We start from the raw sequence: 22,281 nt of genomic DNA on the forward strand, positions 1-22,281 counted from the left end.
AAATTTTAAGCCTATGAGCTTACTCCAAGGATACCTGTATGGCATTGAACGTCTACTACGATAAAGATTGTAATATCGAATTAATCAAAAGCAAAAAAGTGGCAATGATCGGTTTTGGATCACAAGGTCATGCACACGCGGAAAACCTTCGTGATAGCGGTGTTGAAGTTGTTATCGGTCTTCGCAAAGAGGGTAGCTCATGGGGCAAAGCGGAAGCTAAAGGGTTCAAAGTTATGACAGTAGCAGAAGCTTCTGCATACGCTGACGTTGTTATGATCCTTCTTCCGGATGAGAATCAAGCAGAAATCTATAAAAACGAAATCGCTCCAAACCTAAAATCAGGTGCAACGATCGCATTCGGTCATGGTTTCAGCATCCACTACGGACGTATTAAACCGGCAAGCGATATCAACGTAACAATGATCGCTCCTAAAGCACCAGGTCATACCGTACGTTCTGAATTTGTTCGCGGCGGCGGGATTCCCGATTTGATCGCAGTAGGACAAAATCCGAGCGGTACAACGAAAGACTTGGCTCTTTCATACGCATCGGCTATCGGTGGCGGACGTACAGCGATCATCGAAACAACGTTTAAAGACGAAACAGAAACAGACCTTTTCGGAGAACAAGCGGTTCTTTGCGGCGGTGCAGTATCTCTCGTTCAAGCGGGATTTGAAACATTGACAGAAGCGGGTTACGCACCTGAGCTTGCTTATTTCGAGTGTCTTCACGAACTTAAACTCATCGTTGACTTGATGTTTGAGGGTGGAATTGCGGATATGCGTTACTCTATCTCCAACACAGCGGAATACGGTGACTACGTAAGCGGTAAACGTGTTATCAATGAACAATCAAAAGCGGCCATGAAAGAGATCCTTAAAGAGATCCAAGACGGCCGTTTTGCAAAAGATTTCATCCTTGAAGGTCAAGCGGGTTATCCACGTATGAACGCTGAACGTACAAATGCAAAAGCATCTTTGATCGAACGTACGGGTGTAAGCCTTCGTGCGATGATGCCATGGATTTCTAAAAATAAAATCGTTAACCAAAGCACAAACTAATTTTCCCTTTCAGAGCATGACGCTCTGAAAACTTCCAAACAAGAGGTTCTTTCTAGAATGAGTAAACGACCTCGATCTTCCAAATCTCCCTTTTTAAAATGGTTTCTTTTTGGGCTTACGGCACTTCTTCTAATTTTTACTGCAGTATTAGTCGGCTATTTTATCGGATTTCATCAGGCTGAAAACGAACTTGCCGCTGAACGTATGCAGACGGAAAAACTGGTTGCACAGATTCAGCAAATTGCAACTATCGATGAAAACAACCTTCCGGTTATAAAACCTCAAAATGTGACACAAGCAAATGAAATCCGCCGTCTTAAAAAAGAACTCGAAGATTTATTAAGACGTGAGAAAATCCATGAAGAGGTTAATCCTCAGCATGAATATGCGCCCAACGATAAAAAAATTCCACCGCCACCGCCGGAAAAGCGACCTCTTCGTCCTGCTGGAACAGAAGCCAAATTGGTCATTATAATGGATGACGTATCGTATGCACATGATGTTAAGGCAATCCAATCAACGGGATTACCATTGGTCATGTCTTTCCTCCCTCCAAGCTCACGTCATCCCGATTCGGCGATATTGGCGAAACAACATCGTATGTATATGGTGCATTTACCTTTGGAAGCGGTTGCTTTTCAGGATGAAGAACCAAATACCTTGCGGATAGGTAGTACAGAAGAGGAGATCGAACAACGGCTCAATGCACTAAAGCAGCTTTTTCCTAATGCTCATTATATGAACAATCATACAGGTTCAAAGTTTACGTCTGATCCGGTTGCGATGGATAGATTGATCCGAATCATGCAAAAAGAGGGATTGCAATTTGTAGACAGCCGTACGATTGCTACGAGTAAAGGGCGAGAGACGACGGGTAAATATGGAATGCGTTATTTGGTACGAGATGTCTTTTTAGACGATAAAGATGGTGTGGCAAATGTCAAAAAACAGATCAAAGAGGCGGTAGCAAAAGCAAAACGCTACGGAACCGCTATTGCGATTGGACACCCCAGAGTCGATACGATTCAAGCACTTAAAGAATCGAAAGAAATCTTAAAAGAGGTACAACTGGTCGGAATTGATCAAATCTGACAAATTGTCAGATATTTTATTTTTCTCTCATTTTTTGCTATCGTTATGTATTATCATAAAGAATGGACATGAACAACGAAATTCCTTTTCTCATCCCCGAACTCACCTGTATGAAGCGTTATCCTGAAAAACTTTATTATCGGGGTGATTCGAGGCTGCTTGATCGCCCTAAAATATCGATCGTCGGAACGCGTCGGCCTAACCCATATACCCGTGCAACGACATATGAACTTTCTAAAAAATTATCCCTTTCCGGAATGGTGGTAGTCAGCGGCGCGGCCGCAGGGGTAGATGCAATAGCTCATCAGGGGGCGGGATCGGAAAATACGATAGCGATATTGCCTTGTGGTATTGATATACGTTATCCTGCTGCCAATGCTTCGCTGATTGAGGCGATTGAACAATATGGCCTTACTATGACTCCGTTTGAACCAGATTTTTCGGCACGTGAATGGAGCTTCGTGGTACGAAACGAAATTGTAGTAGCCCTAGGCGATGCACTGATAGTGACTGAAGCCGATATCGGTAGTGGGAGTATGCGGAGTGTTGAATATGCTTTATCAATGGGCAAAGAGATCTATGTTCTTCCACATCGTCTTCGAGAAAGTACTGCAACGCGGCAGCTTTTGAGTGATGGGAAAGCGACTGCTATAGATGATATTGACACGTTTGTTGCCCTTATGAGTCAAAAAGGGCGTAACGCAATCGATGATACACCCTTTATCGCCTATTGTCGTAATAACCCAACCTATGAAGAGGTAGTTGGGAAATTTCCGAGTGATATTTTTGAAGCTGAGTTAAGCGGCATCATTGAAGTACGAAACGGAAGAGTGGCTGTAGTATGAGAAAAATAATGAAAGAGTCTTATGATAGATAATTCCACGGATGATCGTCGCCTTCACGCAACACTGAAAGAGGTATTCGGTTTTAGCGAATTCAGAGAACATCAAGCGTTAGCGGTTCAAAGTATTATCGATAATAAAGATACGCTAATGCTGCTTCCTACCGGAGGGGGAAAATCGCTTTGTTATCAATTGCCTGCCATTATGAAAGAGGGGGTGACTATTGTTGTTTCTCCTCTTTTGGCATTGATGTACGATCAAGTCTCTGCACTCAAAGTGATGGGAGTAAAAGCCGAATCGCTCTCCTCGATGCAAAGTGAAGCAGAAGTACAACGTATCCAAAGAGAACTGATGGAACAAAAGATTAAACTTTTGTATGTTTCACCGGAGAGAATGGCAGCAAGAGGGTTCATCGAATTTTTACAACACTTGAAGATCAGTACCTTTGTTATCGATGAGGCGCACTGTATCAGTGAGTGGGGGCACGAATTTAGAGATGATTACCGAAAGCTCAGTTCCATCCGCAGTACATTCCCTCATGTTTCCATAGCAGCTTTTACCGCTACGGCAACACAAAAAGTTAAATCGGATATTATCAACCAACTCCATTTGAATGATCCGGAACTGATCAAAGCAGTTGCTTTTCGAAGCAATATTACGATTAGGGCAAAAAACAGAGAGGGAAATGGGCAAAAGCAGTTATTGGCGCTTATTCGGCAAAAACAAGGGGAAAGTGGCATAGTATATGCCTTTTCACGCAAAGAGACGGAAGAGATATCCCGATTTCTAAATGTTAATGGGGTTATTTCGCGTGCGTATCATGCCGGAATGAGCATAGATGAGAGGACTTCTGTTCATAAAGCGTTTATGGACGATTCTCTTCAGGTAGTAGTCGCGACTGTAGCATTTGGTATGGGAATTGATAAGAGTAACATCCGCTTTGTTATTCACACTTCAATGCCCAAATCGATCGAAAATTACTATCAAGAAATTGGTCGTGCCGGAAGAGACGGACTGGAAGCGCAGACACTATTACTTTACTCCATGTCAGATGTGGTCAATCGAAAGTCGTTGATTGAAAAAAATGACGGGAGCGATGAGTATAAACGTGTTGCCCTGCAACAATTGAATGATTCCATCCGATTTGCGAGTGGAGAGGTGTGCCGTCATAAAGGGATAGCAGCCTATTTCGGAGATAAAATCGATGATTGTAAGGGAGTATGTGATAATTGTCTTGAAGCGGGCAGTTTTCAGATCACTGATATTTCCGTTGAAGGACAAAAGTTTTTATCTACGGTTCATAAAACAGCACAAAGTTTTGGTTCCCATTATGTTATCGATGTACTACGTGGATCTGAATCTCAAAAAGTTTTGAGTACGCAACACAATCTTCTCAGTGTCTATGGCATCGGTCGAGATCGCTCTAAACAAGAGTGGCTTACTATTGCCAATCGACTTATAGAGATAGAAGCACTTTTTCAAGCCGATTTCGGAGTGTTAAAAATTACTGAAAAGGGGGTTGCTATTTTAAAAGGGGAGCAAAAAGTTAGTATCAAAGAAACAACACTCAATCCGCCAAAATCACCGATTAAATCGGAAACATCGCTTAATAATGAGATACACAGTCCTGAATTTGAGACACTCAGGGTTCTGAGATCGCATTTGGCACGCGAGGAAAAAGTTCCTGCATATGTTATCTTTAGCGATAAAACCTTACTTGAAATGTCACACAAAATGCCAAAAATGAAAGAGGATATGTTAGCGATTTCCGGTATCGGTATGGTGAAGTATGATAAATACGGAGAACAGTTTTTGGAGGTTTGCAGAGAGTTGTCGAGGGCTAAGGGGTGAAGGGCTTAATGCCCTTGTCCTGATGTTGCCTCATATCCGTAGTGTTTTACGAGATAATTGATGATGGTTTGTTGATCTTCTTTTCCTATCGGGGCTTTGAACTCATTAACCATTTTTTGAACGGTTCCTGTCCAATAGGGACGGCTTTTTTTACCTTGATTAAGAATGTATCCCCATGAGTGGCAGATAAGGCAGTATTGCTGTGCTACTTCATCATGGTCACCTTGTACCATTGGATAATCAACGTAAGGCATCTCAATCGGTTTATCAACTTGAGCGAATGCGGTAGCAGCCAAAAATGCGCTGAGTATTAGTAATTTTTTCATTTTTGAACCTTATACAATTTTCACATTAACGCTATCAACAGCGTTGTATTGATATCCGCCGGCATTCCAACCGATCTCATCCGCAAGTGGCTGAATATTGCCGATACGGTTGATAGCACGTGCCATAATCGTAAAATTACCTTTTGTTTTGGTTTCCCATTCAAAACTCCATGGCCGGAAGGCAAATTTGCCGTAATCTTGACCCAGTTTTGCCGCACTCCAGCTTTTACCGCCATCGAGAGAAATCATAACTTCTTTGATCCCTTTACCCTGATCGAAGGCTACACCTGCAATTTTTACTTTGGAGCTTTTTTTGATTACGGTATTGGAAGATGGATAACCAATGACCGATTTGACTTTCATGGCAGCTATGGGTTTACGTTTGTATTCAAAATCGCTTCCTGAAACGACACATTCGCAATCGTTATCCGGTACGGTGTAGGCTACGTCCATAAAGAAGCTTGTACGGTAGGTATCCATAACCATAATCTCACTTAGCATTTTTACCCAGCTGTCCGAGAAGTGTCCCGGAATGACGAGACGGATCGGGAAACCGTTGAGATAGGGGAGATCTTCGCCGTTCATGGAATAGGCAACGATGATTTGATCCTCAAGTGCTTCTTTGATCTCCATTTCACGGAAAAAGTCAGGAGTCTCCTCCATCGCCGGTTTTTCTAAACCGTTAAGGCCAACCCATGAAGCGCTTTCTTTGACTCCGGCACGGTTCAAAATGTCTTTGAGTCGTACCCCTTTCCATACGGCACAGCCCATTGCGCCATGGTCCCATTGGACACCATGGGTTGCTTGTCCGGTAACTGCATAATATTTGCGGCTGTTACCGCCACACTGCAAGACTGCAGTAATCTCTGCAGGTTCAAATTTAGATTTTAAATCATCAACACTGAGGGAAAGAGGGGTATTGACTGATCCTTTTACCTCCAGACGAAACTCATTCAAATCGATGTGAGTCGGGATATCCGGAAGATGCCAACGGACGAAAAATTCATCATTCGGAGTGATAGCTTGGGTAAAAATATCACGTCCTTTTGAGGACTTAAGCAACGGAGGACGGTCGGAAATCGTGACCATTGGCTTTTTTTCCGGAAATGCAATAATGGGCGTTGTAAATTCTTGTGGAATGGCAATAGGTTTTGACGGTGTCTCTTTTCCAAGAAGGCTTGTCGCCCCAAGGAGTAAGCCGGCACCTAAAAAATGTCTGCGGTTAAGATATCTCATACGATCTGCCTTCGATTATAATATCACTATTTTATCATAATCTGGAATGATTTAGAGTATAAGCATTGCATCACCGTAGGAAAAAAAGCGGTATTTTTCATCTATCGCCTCTTGATAAATTCGGTGCGTTTCTTCGAGTCCTACAAATGAGGCAACAAGCATCAGAAGTGTCGACTGGGGAAGATGGAAATTGGTGAGGAGATGATTGATACGTTTTGGGGGATTATTCGGGTGTAAAAAGAGGTTTGCCTCTCCACTTTTTGCATCGTGACGAACATGGTATTCGACTGTACGCGTCGAGGTTGTTCCGATGGATAGCAAGGGGATGTCGCTGTGGATAAGGTCATGTGCCGAGGGTGAGATATTAAAATATTCCGAGTGCATTGGATGGTCGGTAATGATCTTTGCTTCGACGGGTTTAAAGGTTCCAGAACCTACATGTAGGGTTACAAAAGCATGTGGATGCTGTGAACAAACCGACTCAAATAGCTCATCGGTAAAATGCAAAGAGGCTGTCGGTGCGGCAACGGCACCTTCGTGGTGTGCAAAGACGCTTTGGTACTCGCGCTCATCTTCGGAGTCATCTTCACGTCCTAGATAAGGGGGGAGTGGGATATGCCCGATCTTTTCTAGAATGGGTAGGAGATCTTCAAATCGGATAAGGGTGTCATGGGAATAAAAGTTGACTTCACGGCTACCGTCTTCAGATAATGCAATAACTCGGGCACTAAGATTATCATCGAAGTGTAACAGGGTAGACTCTTTTACCCGTCCTTTGATATAGACATTGATGGTATGGGCATCATGGGGGCGATTGATAAGGAGCTCAATTGCTCCTCCACTCTCTTTTTTCCCGTAAAGCCGTGCTTTGATGACTTTGGTATCATTGAAAATAATTCCGCAGCTTTCGGGTAAAAAGGATTCAAGAGCATCAAAACGGGCATGAGTGATCGTTTTATCACAGCGATTATAGACGAGAAGTCGTGCATGGTCTCTTGGATAGGCCGGATGGGTTGCTATGAGACCCTCGGGGAGTTGGTAATCATAGCTTTCGGTTAGAAGAGGGTCGAGTGGTTCAGTCAATGGTCTCTTCTTCGTCTTCTTCGATGTAAGGATCTTCTTTAGGGGCTGGATTGACTGCTTTAACGATCAAAATAGAGATACCATATAGAAGAATCAACGGTACTGCCATCATGATTTGGCTGAGAACATCCGGCGGGGTTAAGACAGCGGCAATGATGAAAATCAGAACAATCGCATAGCGGAAAAAGCCGGTCATCATTCGATCATCAATCAGACCCAAGAGGGCGAGAAAATAACAAAAGACGGGAAGCTCAAATGCCAAACCGAATCCCAATATTATTTTGGTGAAAAAATCAACATATTCACTGATGTTGTACATAGGGACGAACGAAGCACTTCCGAATTCGATGAAAAAAGCAAATCCTAGCGGAGTGACAAAATAGTACGCAAATGCCCCACCTATGAGGAACATGATTGTTCCCCCTGCAACGATAGGGATAATCATCTTTTTTTCATTGGCATAAAGCCCCGGTGCGATAAAAAGCCATATCTGTGCGAGTATAACAGGGAGTGAGACGATCAGACCGGCAAAAAAGGAAACTTTCATCGCAACAAAAAAGGCTTCGGACAGCTCTTTGGTAACCAGCATACCCTTAGCGGCTTTCGGAGAGATTTTAGCAGCTACGGTTAATGCGTCAATAAGCGGTTGAGTAATCCATGCGAGTATGTCATCATGAAAATTCCACATAACAAAAAACATAATAATAACAGTTGCAACGCTGATGCCGAGGCGTTTACGAAGCTCGACTAAATGGGGACGTAAATCATCAAACATTAGGCATTCTCTAGGGTAGTTTTGGTTTCTATTGTTTTAATCTCTTTTGGCTTTGGCGCAAAAGTGACTACCTCAGGTTCTTTAGGCGCTGATGGTGCGGAAGGGGCAATGGTATTAAAATCAAGTTCACTTTTAATTCCGGTCAGTTCGGCACCGATTTCAGTGACATTGGTCATACGTTCCAATTCCGAACTGGCATTTGTGAGCTCATTTTTATAATTGAGTACCTCTTCTTTGAGTTCGGAGAGTTTCATCTCCTCTTCAATGGTTGCACGTGCTGTGTTGACCGTACTTTTGACGCTTCGAAAAAATTTAGCGATTTCGACCATTGTACTGGGGAGCTTTTCCGGTCCTAAAAACAATATCGCAATAATAGCGATAAGAAAAATTTCACCTAAACCCATTCCAAACATAATAAGTGCCTACTTCTTGATGTGATAAGGAGGGATTTTATCCAAATAAAGTTTAAAACCCTTCTACTCTCAATGCGATTTCATCGGCCAGAAGAAAATCGGGATTAAAATAGCGCTCATTATGGCAGGTGAGCATTTTCTCATGGCAAAGAAGTTCGGCTTGTCTCTTTTGTTTAGGATTGAGATGTTTTACCTCAACACCGACACAGCTGCGAAAGCCTAAAAAGAGTTTTTCACTTAAAAGTGCTTCCGCTTCAATCTCCTCGAGCCTAATTTCACAGGGGGTTTGGATGTAGTGTTCGACACTTGTTATCGGATAATAACGGCAATTTTCTAAAAATCCGACAGCGCCGGCTCCCAGCCCTATGTAGGGTTTATGCTCCCAATATCCGATATTGTGGTGTGAGCGGTATTTACCGAAATTGGAAATTTCATACTGATCAAATCCGTGAGAAGTGATTTCACGAAATAGCCATCGGGTCAGTTCTAACTCCTCATTTGCCATTTCGGGTGTTTTTTCGAACGCCGTCTCCTCTTCGATAGTGAGGGCATAGAGACTGATATGATCGATGGGAAGGGCAAGTGCTTGGGTTACATCCGCTTTTAAAAGGGCTTTTGTATCACCTTGTACACCATAGATTAAATCAACACTGAGATGTTTGTATCCGATAGCGGAAGCGGTACGGATTGCTTCGAGGGCATGCTGGGTGTGGTGAGCGCGTCCTAGAATCTTTAATTTTTCATTGTTGAAGCTTTGAACACCGAAGCTCAGACGGTTAACTCCCAATTCATACATTCCCTCCAGCCATGAACGGGTGGCACTGTTGGGATTGGCTTCGGAAGTAATCTCACAGTTACGGGCTAAATAAGGGTCGATCATCTCAAAAAGCGGTCGATAAAGCGAGGGCTCTACTGTAGAAGGAGTGCCTCCTCCTATAAATACTGTTTCAATAGGGTTGCTTGCGCTTACATTAAAACGGAGCAACTCTGTTTTGAGCTGTAGGATAAGGGCATTCATATACGCTTCGCGCAGGGAAAATTTATCAACATAAGAATTAAACGCACAGTAGGAGCATTTGCTATCGCAAAAAGGGATGTGAATATATAAAAGCATATGAGATTATAGTATTTTTAATAGCGAATAGTTTACAATACCCATCCAAAATACACTAAAAGATGGTGAATGACCGAAAAAAAGTTCTACCGACCGAATGTGGCGGCGATTATTGTTTCTCCCGAGTATCCCGAGACGAAAGATATTTTTATCGCCGAACGTAATGATTTGGTGGGGGTTTGGCAGTTTCCTCAAGGGGGAATTGATGAAGGCGAATCGAGTGAAGAAGCGCTTTTTAGGGAACTTGAGGAAGAGATCGGTACTAAAAAAGTAGAGATCATTGCCGAGTATCCTGAATGGATCGCGTATGACTTTCCTCCTCATGTCGCAGCAAAAATGGCTCCGTATGCAGGTCAAAAACAGCGCTATTATTTGGTACGTTTGAAAAAAGGGGCAAAAATCGATTTGGATACCAAGCACCCTGAATTTAAAGCGTACCGTTTTGTTGCGATCGATGAGCTATTGGGCCACATCGCCCATTTTAAAAAACCGGTCTATGAACGTGTCATCTCCCATTTTAGAGCCAAGGGGTATCTGTAATGCTAATTGTTCAAAAATTCGGAGGCACCAGCGTCGGCGATTTGGAGCGGATCCAAAACGTCGCCAACCGTGTTTCTAAAACGCTTAAAGAAGGGCACCAAGTTGTCGTCGTCGTATCGGCAATGAGCGGTGAAACTAATAAATTGATTGCGTATGCGGAACATTATACGACGACGCCGGAACGCAGTGAAGTCGATATGCTGCTTAGTTCGGGTGAACGGGTAACGGCGGCGCTTCTTTCGATTGCCCTCAATGCGATGGGACATAAAGCAACCTCTATGAGTGGCCGCCGCGCAGGGATTGTGACGGATAGTATTCATACGAAAGCTCGAATCGAGAGTATCGATCCAAGTGCGATGCATTCAGAACTCTCGTCAGGTAAAGTTGTTGTAGTTGCCGGATTTCAAGGTGTGAGTGAGAGTGGTCAAGTAACGACGCTTGGACGCGGAGGCTCAGACCTCTCTGCCGTTGCCCTTGCGGGAGCATTGGAAGCGGATTTATGTGAAATTTATACCGATGTAGACGGTATTTATACTACTGACCCAAGAATCGAGCCGAAAGCACGTAAGATGGATCGAATCAGTTACGATGAGATGTTGGAACTGGCTTCTTTAGGAGCAAAAGTGCTCCAAAACCGTTCTGTCGAATTGGCTAAAAAATTAAACGTTAACCTCGTAACCCGTTCCAGCTTTAGTGATGCGGAAGGGACACTTATCACAAAGGAAGAGAATATTATGGAAAAACCACTTGTCAGCGGTATCGCACTCGATAAAAACCAAGCACGAGTATCACTCAGCGGCGTGATCGATCGTCCCGGAATTGCTTCGGATATTTTTACCCGTTTGGCCGACAACAGTGTAAATATCGATATGATTATCCAAACTTCAGGTCATGATGGCAAAACCAATTTGGATTTTACCGTCCCTAAAACGGAACTTTTGGATGCCAAAAAAGTGGTTGAAACCTTCATCGCCGATGATGAGATCAGTGAAGCATCATACGATGAAAATATTTGTAAAGTATCCATTGTCGGTGTCGGTATGAAATCACATACCGGCGTAGCGGCAAAAGCGTTCCAAACCATGGCACGTGAAAACATTAACATAATGATGATCTCGACATCGGAAATCAAAGTGTCGATGGTTATCGACGAAAAATACGCGGAGCTTGCAGTGCGATCGTTGCACAGTGCTTACGCATTGGATCAATAAGTGCGCCGTTTTGATCAATGGACATTAGAATCGATTCGCTCCGAGGGGGCATCGATGAGCTGGTTCGAAGAACAGCGTTTCGAATGGACCCCTGCTATTGCTAATGCCATGGATCAGATGATGGGGGGGAAAAGTCTCGTCCTCATTACCGACCATGACCGTAAATGGTTTTCGCACTATATTACGGCATCATTGAACAAACGTTCCCCCGACCGTCCGATGATCCCTATTGTTTGCATTGATGCGTTGTATCCCCATTATGATCATGTCAGCGGTGGCGAGTCGATTGATATGCTCAGCGATATGCTTGATATCACTTTTAAGGGTGAATATCTTTTTTGGTACATCGGTAAGGGTGATGATCGTCGCGCAGATATTGCCAAACGCAGTACGAACTCGCTGTTATGGATTATGGATGAGCGCTTTCAAAACGCATTAGTATTGCGTTCGCATGACCCTCTCATCGATATCAAGCTATTGCAGCTTTACCGCCTTTTTGATAAAACACTCAGTGCCGTACTGTTCGGGGAGATTAATGTTCGCGAATGAACGGGGCGGAATTCTTATCACCTCTGAGATAGAAGAGAGAGCCAGAGAAATAGAGGAATCGTTACGCCCCCTTCGCAGTGTCACCTTTATGCGAGACGATTTTAAAATCGAAGATGCCAAAGAGGTGATTGCCGAGGCGTATAAAAGTGAAGAAAACACCAAAACGCTGATCCTTGGAGCCAAAAGTTTTACGGTTCCGGCTCAAAATGCCCTTCTAAAAATTCTTGAAGAGCCTCCCCGCAATATCGTTTTTATCCTTATCGCGCCTAACAAAAGCACGTTTCTCCCAACCGTACGTTCCAGGCTTAGCCTTACCCAAGAACATACACAACGCACTCATGAAGCTCTTCCGATTAGCCTCAAAACACTTGACCTTTCAGGGCTATTCGCTTTTGTCAAAGAGAATGATCGTCTTAAAAAACATGAAGCCAAAGCACTGATAGAGCAACTCATGCATCAGGCGATTCATATCGAGAAGCTCCCTCTTTCAACAGTACAGCTTGAAGGGTTTGATAAAGCACTCCGCCTGATAGAACTGAACAGCCGGTTGCAAAGCGTATTAGTGATGGTGCTCATGAATTTTCTCAAAGAGGTCAAACGTGGTCGTTGAAAAACTCTCAAACACTATAAATCTGCATCGTGAACTCAAATCTTTAGGTGTAGATGGCGGCGGCGTTTCGATTTTAGAGGATAAAGGGACACTCCATCTGATCCGTATCCGTGATCTGCATGTGGGGGCTGCCAATATCCTCAAGCAAGATGCTCTTAGCATCGGTGCCGATGTTGCGGTTCCGCGAGGTACGGTAACAGCATCGATTCCTCAAGTGGATGTCCTTTTGATCGCAACCGAGCGCCAACTCCAACAACTTGTGAAAAAAGAGAAGGCCCAACCGTTTGGCCTAAAACAGCTTTCGATTGAACTGGAAAGTTTTTGTCGTTTGAAACACGATGACGATATCTCCATTATGGGAATTCTTAACGCTAACGACGACAGCTTCTATCACGCCAGCCGGTTTCAGGGTTCAAGTGCGGTTGAACGTATCGAGACGATGATTGAAGAGGGTGCCGATATCATTGATCTGGGAGGCGTATCGAGCCGTCCGGGAAGTATTGCGGTGAGTGTGGAAGAGGAACTTGAGCGGGTACGTCCGATTATCGATGTATTGTATGAGCAAAAATTCTATGAAAAAACGCGTCTTAGTCTGGACAGTTATGAGCCTCGTGTCGTTCAGTATGCGTTAGAAAGAGGATTTCATATTATTAATGATATTACGGGTTTAGCGAATGATGAGGTTGCACGGCTTTGTGGCAGCTACGGTGCAACGGCTGTGATTATGCACATGCAGGGCACTCCAGTGAATATGCAGGAAAATCCGATTTACTCATCTGTCATTCATGATGTAGAACTTTTTTTTAGTGAGCGGATTGCTAAAGCGGAATCATTTGGAGTTAAAGATGTGATTTTGGATTGTGGGATTGGATTTGGTAAACGATTAGAAGATAATCTCACCCTGATTACCCACCAGAGCCATTATCTGCGTTTTGGTAAAAAACTGTTAGTTGGAGCAAGCCGTAAATCGATGATTAATTCGATTTCACCTTCAAATAGTTCTGAGCGTCTTTCCGGCACACTGGCCCTTCATCTTAAAGCAATAGAACAGGGCGCTTCGATTGTCCGTGTTCATGATGTGAAAGAACATGCTCAGGCTATCCGAGTATGGAAGGCGCTAAGGGGATGATTATGAGCAATAGTGTTGTTATTATTACCTTATCCCTATTAGTGTTGCTCTCTCCCTTTTTATCTCGTGTTACCAAAGTGCCGGTAGTTGTTGTCGAGATTATGTTAGGGAGCCTGGCCGCTTATTTTGGATTTTTAGTTGAAAATGAGCTCTTTAAAATTATTGCTAAAGTAGGATTTTTATACCTAATGTTTTTGGCAGGGATGGAAGTTAATCTCAAAGAATTCGGATTTGCTAAATCATCACTTTTGCGGCGCACGGTGATCTATTTTACGATGCTCTATGGGTGCTCTTTTACCCTGTTTATGTACATGGATTTAAGCGCAGTATATCTTGTGGTATTCCCTATCTTTTCGCTTGGGATGCTAATGGCATTAGTAAAAGAATATGGTAAACACCAGCCGTGGCTGGCTCTTGCGCTCAACATCGGAATTATCGGGGAGTTGGTAAGCATTATGGCTATCACCATTCTCAGCGGTGGCTTAGAGCATGGATATAATCGTGAATTTCTCTTTACGTTAGGGGGATTGTTTGCCTTTTTAATCGGCTTCATCCTATTTTTTCGAGGAATACGAATCCTTTTTTGGTGGTATCCCGGACTTAAAACGCTTATTATGCCTCATGATGATAGTAAAGATCAGGATATCCGTTTTTCGATGGCACTGATGTTTATCATGGTTGCCGTGATGCTGTATCTCAAAATCGATGTGGTTCTAGGGGCATTTTTGGCCGGGATGTTTATTGCCACGTACTTTAAACACAAAACTGAGCTTCCTGAAAAACTCTCTTCGTTCGGATTCGGATTCTTGGTTCCGATCTTTTTTATTCATGTCGGTTCAACCCTATCTCTGGATGCCTTTAGTGACCCTAAAATACTTCAGTTGGCCCTTTTCATAGCCGGAGCGATTATCGGTATTCGTCTTTTAAGCTCTTTTGTGGCTTATAGCGGGTATCTTGGGTTCAAAAATACGATTCTATTTTCATTGAGTGATTCGATGCCGCTAACATTTACGGTTGCGATTGCTACTCTCGGATACGGTGCGAAAGCGATTAGTCATGATGAGTATTACGCGTTTATAGTAGCAAGTATGGGAAGCGGGATATTTTTAATGATTGTAATTAAGATGCTATTTTCATTTTTCAATCAGAATAAGGGTTAAAAATAGGTTGCATTTTGACAATTTTTAGTGAAAACAAGGTACAATCGAAAAATTTGGCTAGGTAACACTATCATGGATGAAAGTTACTTATTGCGAAAAGGAGTCACGTGGATTTAACGGTCGTTTTGGGAATATTGGGGGCGATTGCTAGTATTTCTATTGGAGACTTGATGGAGGGGGGGAACCCTGTCCATGTTGTCCATATTACTTCACTTATTATTATTATGCCGACAACGCTATTGGCGTCAATGATAAGTACTGACCCTGAGCATGTTAAAGGGGCATTTAAAAGCGTTTCGATTATTTTCAAAAAGTCTCAGGTTAACCTACATGAGCGGATCAAAGAGATCGTTGATTTATCGATTATGGCTCGGCGTGACGGTTTATTGTCTTTGGAACAAAAAGTGGCACAATTAGATAATGACTTTTTGAAGCAAGGCCTTAGTATGGCCGTTGACGGTAATGAGATCCATACCATTGAGGAAACCCTTGAACTGGTGATTGAAGAGACGGAACACTATTATCACGGTTGTGCCCACTATTGGATTCTAGCAGGGGAGACATCACCCGTTTTGGGTCTCGTTGGGGCAGTTTTGGGTCTGATCTTGGCGCTGCAAAAACTCGATAATCCAGCTGAAATGGCAGCCGGTATCGCCGGAGCGTTTACCGCTACTGTAACGGGTATTTTCAGTGCGTACGTTCTTTTTGGACCTATGGGTAATAAATTGAATAAAAAAGCACACCACATTGTTAAAGAACAAAAATTGATGCTGGAAGGGATTATTGGAATTGTTCACGGCGATAACCCTCGTACCCTTGAAGCAAAATTATTAAATTTCCTTTCACCTGTTGAAGCGAAACACAGTCAATTTAATTAATGAAGTACATGCATGGGTAAGAAATGTAAAAAGTGTCCTGAATGTCCTCCGGCAGAGAAGTGGGCAGTACCAACAGCCGACTTCTTCAGTCTTTTGTTGGCACTTTTCATTGCCCTTTATGCGATTGCCTCGGTCAATAAAGAGAAGTTGCGGGCAGTCAAAGAAGAGTTTGTTAAAATCTACGATTATGCCCCTGCCCCGGAAACAACCAGTCCGGTTGTGCCGATGGAAGCGGAAGTTAAGCCTGTTCCTAATGCTTCGGCAAATCCTGCAGGGCAAATGCCGGTTGCAGAGGGCGGATCACTTTTAACGGGCGAACCTATGGTTCAGCAAACGGTTGAAAAAATGCTCAGTAAACTAGAGCAAGACATGGGTGATCAAACCGGAAGCGGAGCCGGTCCTTTGGACGAAACAGTGGACGGTGTCTTATTGAAGCTGCCGGTGAGTGTATCGTTCCGAGGCTCTGATGCAACGATTGACGATGAAGAAAAACATATGTTTATCAGACGGATTGCAGAAATCATAAATACGCTTCCTGCAAGTGTTGATATCTCGGTTCGAGGCTATACGGATAATGCAAAGCTTCCCGTAGGCAGCCGTTTTCAGGATAATTTGGAATTATCAAGCGCACGTGCCGCCAATGTAGTCAGAGAACTCATTCGCAACGGCGTAAAAGCAGAACGCTTGTCATCAGCAGGCTTTGGCGAATCAAATCCGATTGCCTCCAATGCGATTGAAGAACAGCGAGTCAAAAATAGACGTGTTGAATTCTATATGTTTGTTTCTGACAAGAAAGCGGTTGAACCGCAGAAACAGCAAACCGTTTTGGATGCATTAGGTAAAATAAAGAAACCTCAATAACCGCAATTATAAGGGGAAAAGAGATGTCTTTTCCCCCATTTTTCTTAGATATTTTATCTTCATTTGCACTTTATCATTACAATGCAAGAGAATAATAGACTTGCTTTTTCGTTCGTGGTGAGCTCAAGGAAACATCGCTTCGCGAGCAGTACCCTTGTTTTGTCGAACCATGAGCAACTACATACCCTTCGACAGGCTCAGGGTGAACCGTGTCCTATTTTCCCAACTCGAAGTTATGCAAGAAAGTCTAATGAATCGAATATTGAGGAAGTATTTGGCTGAAAAGCCAAATACCATTAGAAGGAAAAAGCGTTGATTGCTAAATGAGTTTATTTAGCAATAAAGCTGAGGCAGTAATAGATTGCCGCACTCATCAATGCGGTTATTGGCAATGTGAAAATCCATGATAGCAAAATAGTTTTGATCATCCCTTTTTGGACTCCCCCTTCAGGTTCTGCAACCATCGATCCGGCAACGGAGCTGGAAACAATATGGGTTGTACTGACCGGAGCATGAAAAAAGTTTGAAAGCAAAATCGTTACCATTGCGATGGCTTGTGCCACTGTGCCTTGCATATAGTTAAGCGGTTGTGTTCCGATTTTTTCACCGATAGTATGGACGATTCTTTTATACCCGATCATGGTTCCGATACTGATAGCCAAGGCTACGGCAACAATAACCCAATACGGGATATATTCAGAAGTATTTACTAAAGTTTTACGCTGATTCGCAACGTAATCGGATTTGTCTTTATCCACCGCTTTTTCAACTTGGCTGAAAAAGTTATCGGTACACAAAATAGCGGTATGAACGCTCCAACGATCTCCTTCTGAGAGTTCCGAATATGATTTGATACCATTAAATTTATCGGCAATCAAGGCCGTAGTCTGATGTACTTGATTCACATCACATTCAGCAATCGTATTTTTAACTTTCAAGGCACTGATGAGATGCTTATCACTGACCAATTGGTTTAATGTTTCATTATTTTCAGCGTAAAAATTGGCAAGATTGGCGGCACTGTCCTGCGTTTGCTTAATTTTGTACTCATGAGAGCTCATATCCAAAGCGTAATAGGTAGGGAGAATGCCGATTAAAATAATCATGATTAAACCCATCCCTTTTTGGCCGTCATTCGAACCATGTGCGAAGCTGACACCGGCACCTGTGGCGATGATCCCCATGCGCATCCAGAAATTTGGACGTTTTCGTTTTGTTTCATCTTCGGGAGATTTATAAAACTTTGGGCTTGGCATAAATTTGCGGGCTGCTTTCATCATTAGATAGGCAAAACCGAAACCAACCAAAGGGGAGAGTGCTAATGCGGTCAAAACTTTATAAACAGCAGACCAGTTGACGCTTTGTGAGAATTCGAAACCGTGCATCATGCTAAATGCAACACTTACCCCTATTAATGAACCGATTAGGGAATGTGAACTCGATACCGGAATACCGAAGTACCATGTACCAAAATTCCAAATGACTGCGGCAATGAGCAATGAATAGATCATAACTAATGTAGCGCTTTGGTTTGATGAAACAATGATATCCAATGGAAGAAGATGGACAATCGTGTACGCAACACCAATCCCTCCGAGCATGACACCGAAGAAATTCATAATCCCTGCCATCAAAACGGATTGTCCCGGTGTTAGAGAATTAGTATAAATGATCATCGATACTGCATTCGCGGTATCATGAAAGCCGTTAATCATCTCATAAAATAGAGCAATACCTAATGAAAGAAGTAATAAAAAAATAGTGATTGTGCCGACATTGTTCAGCGCATCCAAAATTATAGACATCAAGTTATCCTCAAATTGAATTTAGGGCCGGAATAATATTACGAAACCGTTACAAAATGGTTACGAAATGATTACAGAATTATGCCCGGTTATCTCTTTGAAGAGACTTTGACGGGCGAATAGGGAGAGGTTAAGGAAGTAATGTGGCTTTGATAATTTTTTGTGTTTGGAGCGGTTTGTCACCGCCGTATTGCCCGTTGGTTTGGACATTGTTAAGTTTAGCGAGTGTATCCATACCTGCTACGACACGACCGAAGATTGTATGGTAGCCGTTAAGCCATGGTGTAGGTGCGGTTGTAATGAAAAACTGGCTTCCATTGGTTCGGGGTCCTGCGTTTGCCATCGCTAAAATACCTGCTTTGTCGAATACGACACCCGATTTAAACTCATCTTTAAACGGTTTTTTCCAAATAGATTCACCGCCTGCCCCTGTCCCGGTTGGATCACCCCCCTGAACCATGAAATTTTTGATGATACGGTGGAATATAAGACCATTGTAATAGCCATTTTTGGCAAGGGTTGTGAAGTTTTCAACAGCCATTGGGGCGACATCTTCATAAAGCTCCAACGTGATATCTCCTTGAGTTGTTTGGAGTAGAACTTTTGGATGGGAAGCGGCAAATGAAAGCGTTGCCGCGAACAGTAAGGTAAGTAGTAATCGCATTAAGACTCCTGGTGGTGTGGTGTAAAGGTAAGCGTGACCGAATTTATACAATAACGTAATCCTGTTGGTGCGGGACCGTCGGGAAAAACATGCCCTAAATGGGCATCACATGCGGCGCACAGCACTTCAACACGGATCATACCGTGTGAATTGTCCCGATTCTCCTCTAACGCGTCAGGGGAAATAGGATGATCAAAGCTTGGCCAGCCCGTACCCGAATCGAATTTGGCACTTGAATCGAACAGTGCTGCACCGCAACAGACGCATTGGTAGACACCATCCCCTTTAAATAGGGCATATTCACCGCTAAAGGCTCTTTCTGTTCCGTGCTGACGAGCGACATGATACGCTTCGGGCGATAGAAGGGCTTGCCACTCTTGATCGGTTTTTGTGATTTTTGTCATCGATTTCTTCCTCTTAGCTATTATGCAACTGAGATTATAGTTGCTGTTTCTGATGCACGGCTTAGTATATAGGGATAGTCGTGATTTTCGACTGCAGAGATAAGATAGAGGTGCTGAATTGATAAACCGCTCAGACATTCTGGTGTCGTCAGGATCACATCGTCGAGGTTTTGATATTGGAGGCTAAATGCGGGAGTCAAAATCCGGCAGTTATTATGAAGATATTCATCAATAGCTATTTTGTATTCTTTGAGCATTTCATAATCATCGAGGACTACCATAATTTGTGACGTAGGCGATTGAGTAAGCTGTTTACGTAAAAGGCTTAAAAGTGTCATTAAAATGGCATTTTCTTTACATCGGACAAGATGATGACGTGCATCATAGCGGTAATGATTGATAAGCTTAACTGTACAAGAGGAGACAACCGGCTCTAGAGCGCAGACCAAGAGTAACCGGCCTTTACTTTCATGACGCAGAGTTTCGATAAAAGCACTCTTCATTCGGTCGGCATCATCACAAAAAAGATGGGTAGAATCTTGAAAATGTTTTCTATAGTCAGCAGAGTTGCTTTGTTCTGGAGTGTAAAAAGAGAAAGAAGCGAGTTCAACACTGAAGGCTCCATATTCAATAAGTGCGAGAAGCTCATCCCGCAAAAGTTCCCCGCCTAGTTTTGTAGGCGTGAAGATAATAATCTTTTTCGTTGGATCATCGAGCAGTATTTGTATCGCTTTACGGAGTAAGAGGGTACTTTTTCCACTTCCGTAATCCCCACATAATTGTGTAATCGGAGTCTCAAGCGGAGTATCCAAAAAACGGATTTGTTCATCGCAAAGCAAAGAACCAAAAGGGTTAGAAGGGTTTGGGAGTAATAAGGTGTGAGATAAAAGGGAACCGATCACTTTGACTTTAGAATAGGGTTCCTTTTGAAGGGTCGAAAGGGCTTCAAATTTCTCTCGAATCATCTTTTTTGAATCATTGGAAAATATCAATCGCCCTTTTGGCAAAAGTTCTTGGAAAGAGGAATCAAGAGTATCAAACTCATGTTCACTCATATGTGTCATCCAAAAAAATCGTTCAATGGGGGTTGAATCAAAAGATAATACATCTTCTAATTTTTTTTGGATTCTCCATTGTGTATTTTCCAAATGGGTTGCAGGGGATTTATTGCTTTGTTTGGATGAACGCTCGACGTGTGCCCCTTTTAGTTCATCAAAAGTCCATGTGATTTTTTCTCCAAAATAAATTCCTCTATCCGGTAGAAACATAAGGAGATCGATGGGGGTAACTGCATTATGGTGGTAAAGTGCAAAGTTCTCAAAAAAAGCTCCATTCACTTCTTGAGCGATTGTTTGGAAGAACTCTTTTTGGAATAAATCATCTTTGTTTTGTTCTATTGGCTCAGTAGATAGAGGCTTTTTGGATTTAAAGCGATTAAAAAAAGATAAAAACACTTAAAATGCCCCTTTTTAGAGTATAGATAATTTTATAAATACGATATAAGTTAAAAATTATAACAGAATTTAAATGATACAGTGTAAACAGGTTAGAAGTACAGAAGAGAAGTTTCGAGGGATAACCCCTCGAAAAAGAAAGAGAAAATTATTTTCCGGCAGCAACGCTGTCTTTAAGACTTTTGCCCGGTTTGAATTTAGGAACCATTTTATCAGCTGTGCTGTAAGTTTTAGTTGTTCCTGGAACTTTACCGCTTTTCCCTTTTTGAAGAGAAGAAGCAAAACTTCCGAATCCTACCAATGAAACTTCTTCTTTCGCAACAAGAGCTGCGGTTACCGCTTCTGTGAAAGCTTTAATAGCTGTTTCAGCTTCAACTTTTGTTTTATAACCGCCGCTTTTTTGAACCAACTCTACGAATTGCGCTTTATTCATTTATTGCCCTTGATTTAGATATGCGAATAACACTCGAACCTCCCGTACATAGGAGTACGTGAGGGATAAAGTGTTTTAGCCGCGAATACTTTAATATCTCTTACCTTAAATTTTTCTTCTTTTTTGCATTTTGTTGAACAGTTTAGTGATTTTGTGGTTTTTTAGGCCATTTTTTATCCATATTCTTGGAACTTGTGTCAATAAGAGGGGAGAAGCAAACTTTTTTGCATCGAAACGGAGAGAGAGGTTTTTACTCCAAACGGACCATTTCTTCATAAAATTTTTAGAAGAAGAGATAGATAAAAATACCTCTTCCAATCCGATGCGTTCTTGTTCACTTAAACTGCTCATGATTTATCCCCTAACTTATTTATTTTTCGTACTACCCGAATGATCTCATCATCATCTAGCATACCCAGCATATCGATTACCGCTTTTGCAGCTTGGGGCTTCGCGTTCCCAAGTCTCCAGTCTTGATATGTTCGCATGGAAATTCCGAGTTTACCGGCCATCTCTTTTTGGGAAATCTTCTTACCGTTGCTTTGTGCCTCTACGGCATTGTGAAGAAGATTAAAAAGATCACTCATTTCCATTGCTCCATTGTAGTATTCTTTCCTTAAAATAAACATTAAAACGTATAAAATATAATTAATATATCATATAAAGTGCAATAAATAGAGTAAAAATGTATATTTAATAGATATAGCATAAACTATACCAGTTTTATAAATAATTAAAACGTATAAAACATACGGAATAACGTATATTAATTGTATGGATTTAATAAAAA

25 protein-coding genes are annotated in these 22,281 nt (G+C 42.4%); 12 read left to right on the plus strand and 13 right to left on the minus strand.

Features of this window, described 5'->3' with window-relative positions; genetic code table 11:
- Nucleotides 1-38: 38 nt before the first annotated feature.
- The 4 genes from ilvC to recQ all read left to right on the plus strand — a co-directional run bounded on the left by ilvC (nucleotide 39) and on the right by recQ (nucleotide 4,846).
- Complete coding sequence (gene ilvC / locus PHI47_RS06125; RefSeq protein WP_299935036.1) at nucleotides 39-1,061, plus strand: ketol-acid reductoisomerase; 1,023 nt, start codon at nucleotides 39-41, stop codon at nucleotides 1,059-1,061.
- A 57-nt stretch (nucleotides 1,062-1,118) separates the two neighbouring features.
- A complete protein-coding gene (locus tag PHI47_RS06130) occupies nucleotides 1,119-2,153 on the plus strand; it encodes a divergent polysaccharide deacetylase family protein (protein ID WP_299935039.1) in 1,035 nt (344 codons plus the stop codon).
- 68 nt (nucleotides 2,154-2,221) lie between these two features.
- Nucleotides 2,222-2,998, plus strand: coding sequence for a DNA-processing protein DprA (locus PHI47_RS06135; protein ID WP_299935042.1), 777 nt, complete (start codon nucleotides 2,222-2,224; stop codon nucleotides 2,996-2,998).
- Between the two features lie 21 nt (nucleotides 2,999-3,019).
- Nucleotides 3,020-4,846, plus strand: a complete 1,827-nt coding sequence (gene recQ / locus PHI47_RS06140) for a DNA helicase RecQ (protein ID WP_299935044.1) — start codon at nucleotides 3,020-3,022, stop codon at nucleotides 4,844-4,846.
- A gap of 5 nt (nucleotides 4,847-4,851) precedes the next feature.
- On the opposite strand, the gene PHI47_RS06145 is transcribed toward recQ, so the two are convergent.
- Genes PHI47_RS06145 through hemW form a run of 6 tightly spaced genes read right to left on the minus strand, consistent with a single transcriptional unit; the run spans nucleotide 4,852 to nucleotide 9,793 of the window.
- Entirely contained in the window at nucleotides 4,852-5,172 is a 321-nt protein-coding gene (locus PHI47_RS06145; protein WP_299935047.1) for a sulfite:cytochrome C oxidoreductase subunit B, read from the minus strand.
- A 9-nt stretch (nucleotides 5,173-5,181) separates the two neighbouring features.
- Nucleotides 5,182-6,408, minus strand: a complete 1,227-nt coding sequence (locus tag PHI47_RS06150; protein WP_299935050.1) for a molybdopterin-dependent oxidoreductase — start codon at nucleotides 6,406-6,408, stop codon at nucleotides 5,182-5,184.
- A 51-nt stretch (nucleotides 6,409-6,459) separates the two neighbouring features.
- Nucleotides 6,460-7,491: a tRNA preQ1(34) S-adenosylmethionine ribosyltransferase-isomerase QueA gene (gene queA / locus PHI47_RS06155; RefSeq protein WP_299935053.1), complete on the minus strand. Its 1,032-nt coding sequence runs from the start codon at nucleotides 7,489-7,491 to the stop codon at nucleotides 6,460-6,462.
- Nucleotides 7,484-8,266, minus strand: coding sequence for a twin-arginine translocase subunit TatC (gene tatC, locus PHI47_RS06160; protein ID WP_299935056.1), 783 nt, complete (start codon nucleotides 8,264-8,266; stop codon nucleotides 7,484-7,486). Before tatC ends, queA begins: the two co-directional genes overlap by 8 nt.
- Entirely contained in the window at nucleotides 8,266-8,679 is a 414-nt protein-coding gene (tatB, locus tag PHI47_RS06165; RefSeq protein WP_299935059.1) for a Sec-independent protein translocase protein TatB, read from the minus strand. Before tatB ends, tatC begins: the two co-directional genes overlap by 1 nt.
- A gap of 52 nt (nucleotides 8,680-8,731) precedes the next feature.
- On the minus strand, nucleotides 8,732-9,793 hold the full coding sequence (gene hemW, locus PHI47_RS06170) for a radical SAM family heme chaperone HemW (RefSeq protein ID WP_299935062.1): 1,062 nt from the start codon (nucleotides 9,791-9,793) through the stop codon (nucleotides 8,732-8,734).
- A 69-nt stretch (nucleotides 9,794-9,862) separates the two neighbouring features.
- Between hemW and PHI47_RS06175 the strand changes: the two genes are divergently transcribed.
- The 8 genes from PHI47_RS06175 (at nucleotide 9,863) to motB (ending at nucleotide 16,731) form a co-directional block, all read left to right on the plus strand.
- Nucleotides 9,863-10,333, plus strand: a complete 471-nt coding sequence (locus PHI47_RS06175; RefSeq protein ID WP_299935065.1) for an RNA pyrophosphohydrolase — start codon at nucleotides 9,863-9,865, stop codon at nucleotides 10,331-10,333.
- The gene (locus PHI47_RS06180; protein ID WP_299935068.1) at nucleotides 10,333-11,544 is read left to right on the plus strand and encodes an aspartate kinase; all 1,212 of its coding nucleotides are present in this window, start codon (nucleotides 10,333-10,335) and stop codon (nucleotides 11,542-11,544) included. Before PHI47_RS06175 ends, PHI47_RS06180 begins: the two co-directional genes overlap by 1 nt.
- Nucleotides 11,545-12,093, plus strand: a complete 549-nt coding sequence (locus PHI47_RS06185; protein WP_299935070.1) for a HobA family DNA replication regulator — start codon at nucleotides 11,545-11,547, stop codon at nucleotides 12,091-12,093. It abuts the gene before it with no gap.
- On the plus strand, nucleotides 12,080-12,703 hold the full coding sequence (locus PHI47_RS06190; protein ID WP_299935072.1) for a DNA polymerase III subunit delta': 624 nt from the start codon (nucleotides 12,080-12,082) through the stop codon (nucleotides 12,701-12,703). Before PHI47_RS06185 ends, PHI47_RS06190 begins: the two co-directional genes overlap by 14 nt.
- Complete coding sequence (folP, locus tag PHI47_RS06195; protein WP_299935075.1) at nucleotides 12,693-13,832, plus strand: dihydropteroate synthase; 1,140 nt, start codon at nucleotides 12,693-12,695, stop codon at nucleotides 13,830-13,832. The genes PHI47_RS06190 and folP overlap by 11 nt, the downstream gene beginning before the upstream one ends.
- Nucleotides 13,833-13,834: 2 nt before the next feature.
- A complete protein-coding gene (locus PHI47_RS06200) occupies nucleotides 13,835-14,992 on the plus strand; it encodes a cation:proton antiporter (RefSeq protein ID WP_299935078.1) in 1,158 nt (385 codons plus the stop codon).
- Between the two features lie 107 nt (nucleotides 14,993-15,099).
- Nucleotides 15,100-15,870 carry a flagellar motor stator protein MotA gene (gene motA / locus PHI47_RS06205; RefSeq protein WP_299935080.1) on the plus strand — a complete coding sequence of 257 codons (771 nt, stop codon included), beginning with the start codon at nucleotides 15,100-15,102 and terminating at the stop codon, nucleotides 15,868-15,870.
- A gap of 12 nt (nucleotides 15,871-15,882) precedes the next feature.
- Nucleotides 15,883-16,731 carry a flagellar motor protein MotB gene (gene motB, locus PHI47_RS06210; RefSeq protein ID WP_299935083.1) on the plus strand — a complete coding sequence of 283 codons (849 nt, stop codon included), beginning with the start codon at nucleotides 15,883-15,885 and terminating at the stop codon, nucleotides 16,729-16,731.
- A 329-nt stretch (nucleotides 16,732-17,060) separates the two neighbouring features.
- On the opposite strand, the gene PHI47_RS06215 is transcribed toward motB, so the two are convergent.
- The 7 genes from PHI47_RS06215 to PHI47_RS06245 all read right to left on the minus strand — a co-directional run bounded on the left by PHI47_RS06215 (nucleotide 17,061) and on the right by PHI47_RS06245 (nucleotide 22,084).
- On the minus strand, nucleotides 17,061-18,536 hold the full coding sequence (locus PHI47_RS06215) for an inorganic phosphate transporter (protein ID WP_299935086.1): 1,476 nt from the start codon (nucleotides 18,534-18,536) through the stop codon (nucleotides 17,061-17,063).
- 130 nt (nucleotides 18,537-18,666) lie between these two features.
- Nucleotides 18,667-19,200, minus strand: a complete 534-nt coding sequence (locus PHI47_RS06220) for a peptidylprolyl isomerase (protein ID WP_299935088.1) — start codon at nucleotides 19,198-19,200, stop codon at nucleotides 18,667-18,669.
- A complete protein-coding gene (msrB, locus tag PHI47_RS06225; protein ID WP_299935091.1) occupies nucleotides 19,200-19,604 on the minus strand; it encodes a peptide-methionine (R)-S-oxide reductase MsrB in 405 nt (134 codons plus the stop codon). Before msrB ends, PHI47_RS06220 begins: the two co-directional genes overlap by 1 nt.
- A 20-nt stretch (nucleotides 19,605-19,624) precedes the next feature.
- A complete protein-coding gene (locus PHI47_RS06230; RefSeq protein ID WP_299935094.1) occupies nucleotides 19,625-21,058 on the minus strand; it encodes an ATP-binding protein in 1,434 nt (477 codons plus the stop codon).
- Between the two features lie 148 nt (nucleotides 21,059-21,206).
- Complete coding sequence (locus PHI47_RS06235; RefSeq protein WP_299924521.1) at nucleotides 21,207-21,491, minus strand: HU family DNA-binding protein; 285 nt, start codon at nucleotides 21,489-21,491, stop codon at nucleotides 21,207-21,209.
- 105 nt (nucleotides 21,492-21,596) lie between these two features.
- The gene (locus tag PHI47_RS06240) at nucleotides 21,597-21,842 is read right to left on the minus strand and encodes a hypothetical protein (RefSeq protein ID WP_299935097.1); all 246 of its coding nucleotides are present in this window, start codon (nucleotides 21,840-21,842) and stop codon (nucleotides 21,597-21,599) included.
- Entirely contained in the window at nucleotides 21,839-22,084 is a 246-nt protein-coding gene (locus tag PHI47_RS06245) for a helix-turn-helix transcriptional regulator (protein ID WP_299935099.1), read from the minus strand. Before PHI47_RS06245 ends, PHI47_RS06240 begins: the two co-directional genes overlap by 4 nt.
- Nucleotides 22,085-22,281 lie beyond the last annotated feature (197 nt).

It is taken from the genome of Sulfuricurvum sp. (assembly GCF_028713855.1).
GTDB lineage: Bacteria > Campylobacterota > Campylobacteria > Campylobacterales > Sulfurimonadaceae > Sulfuricurvum.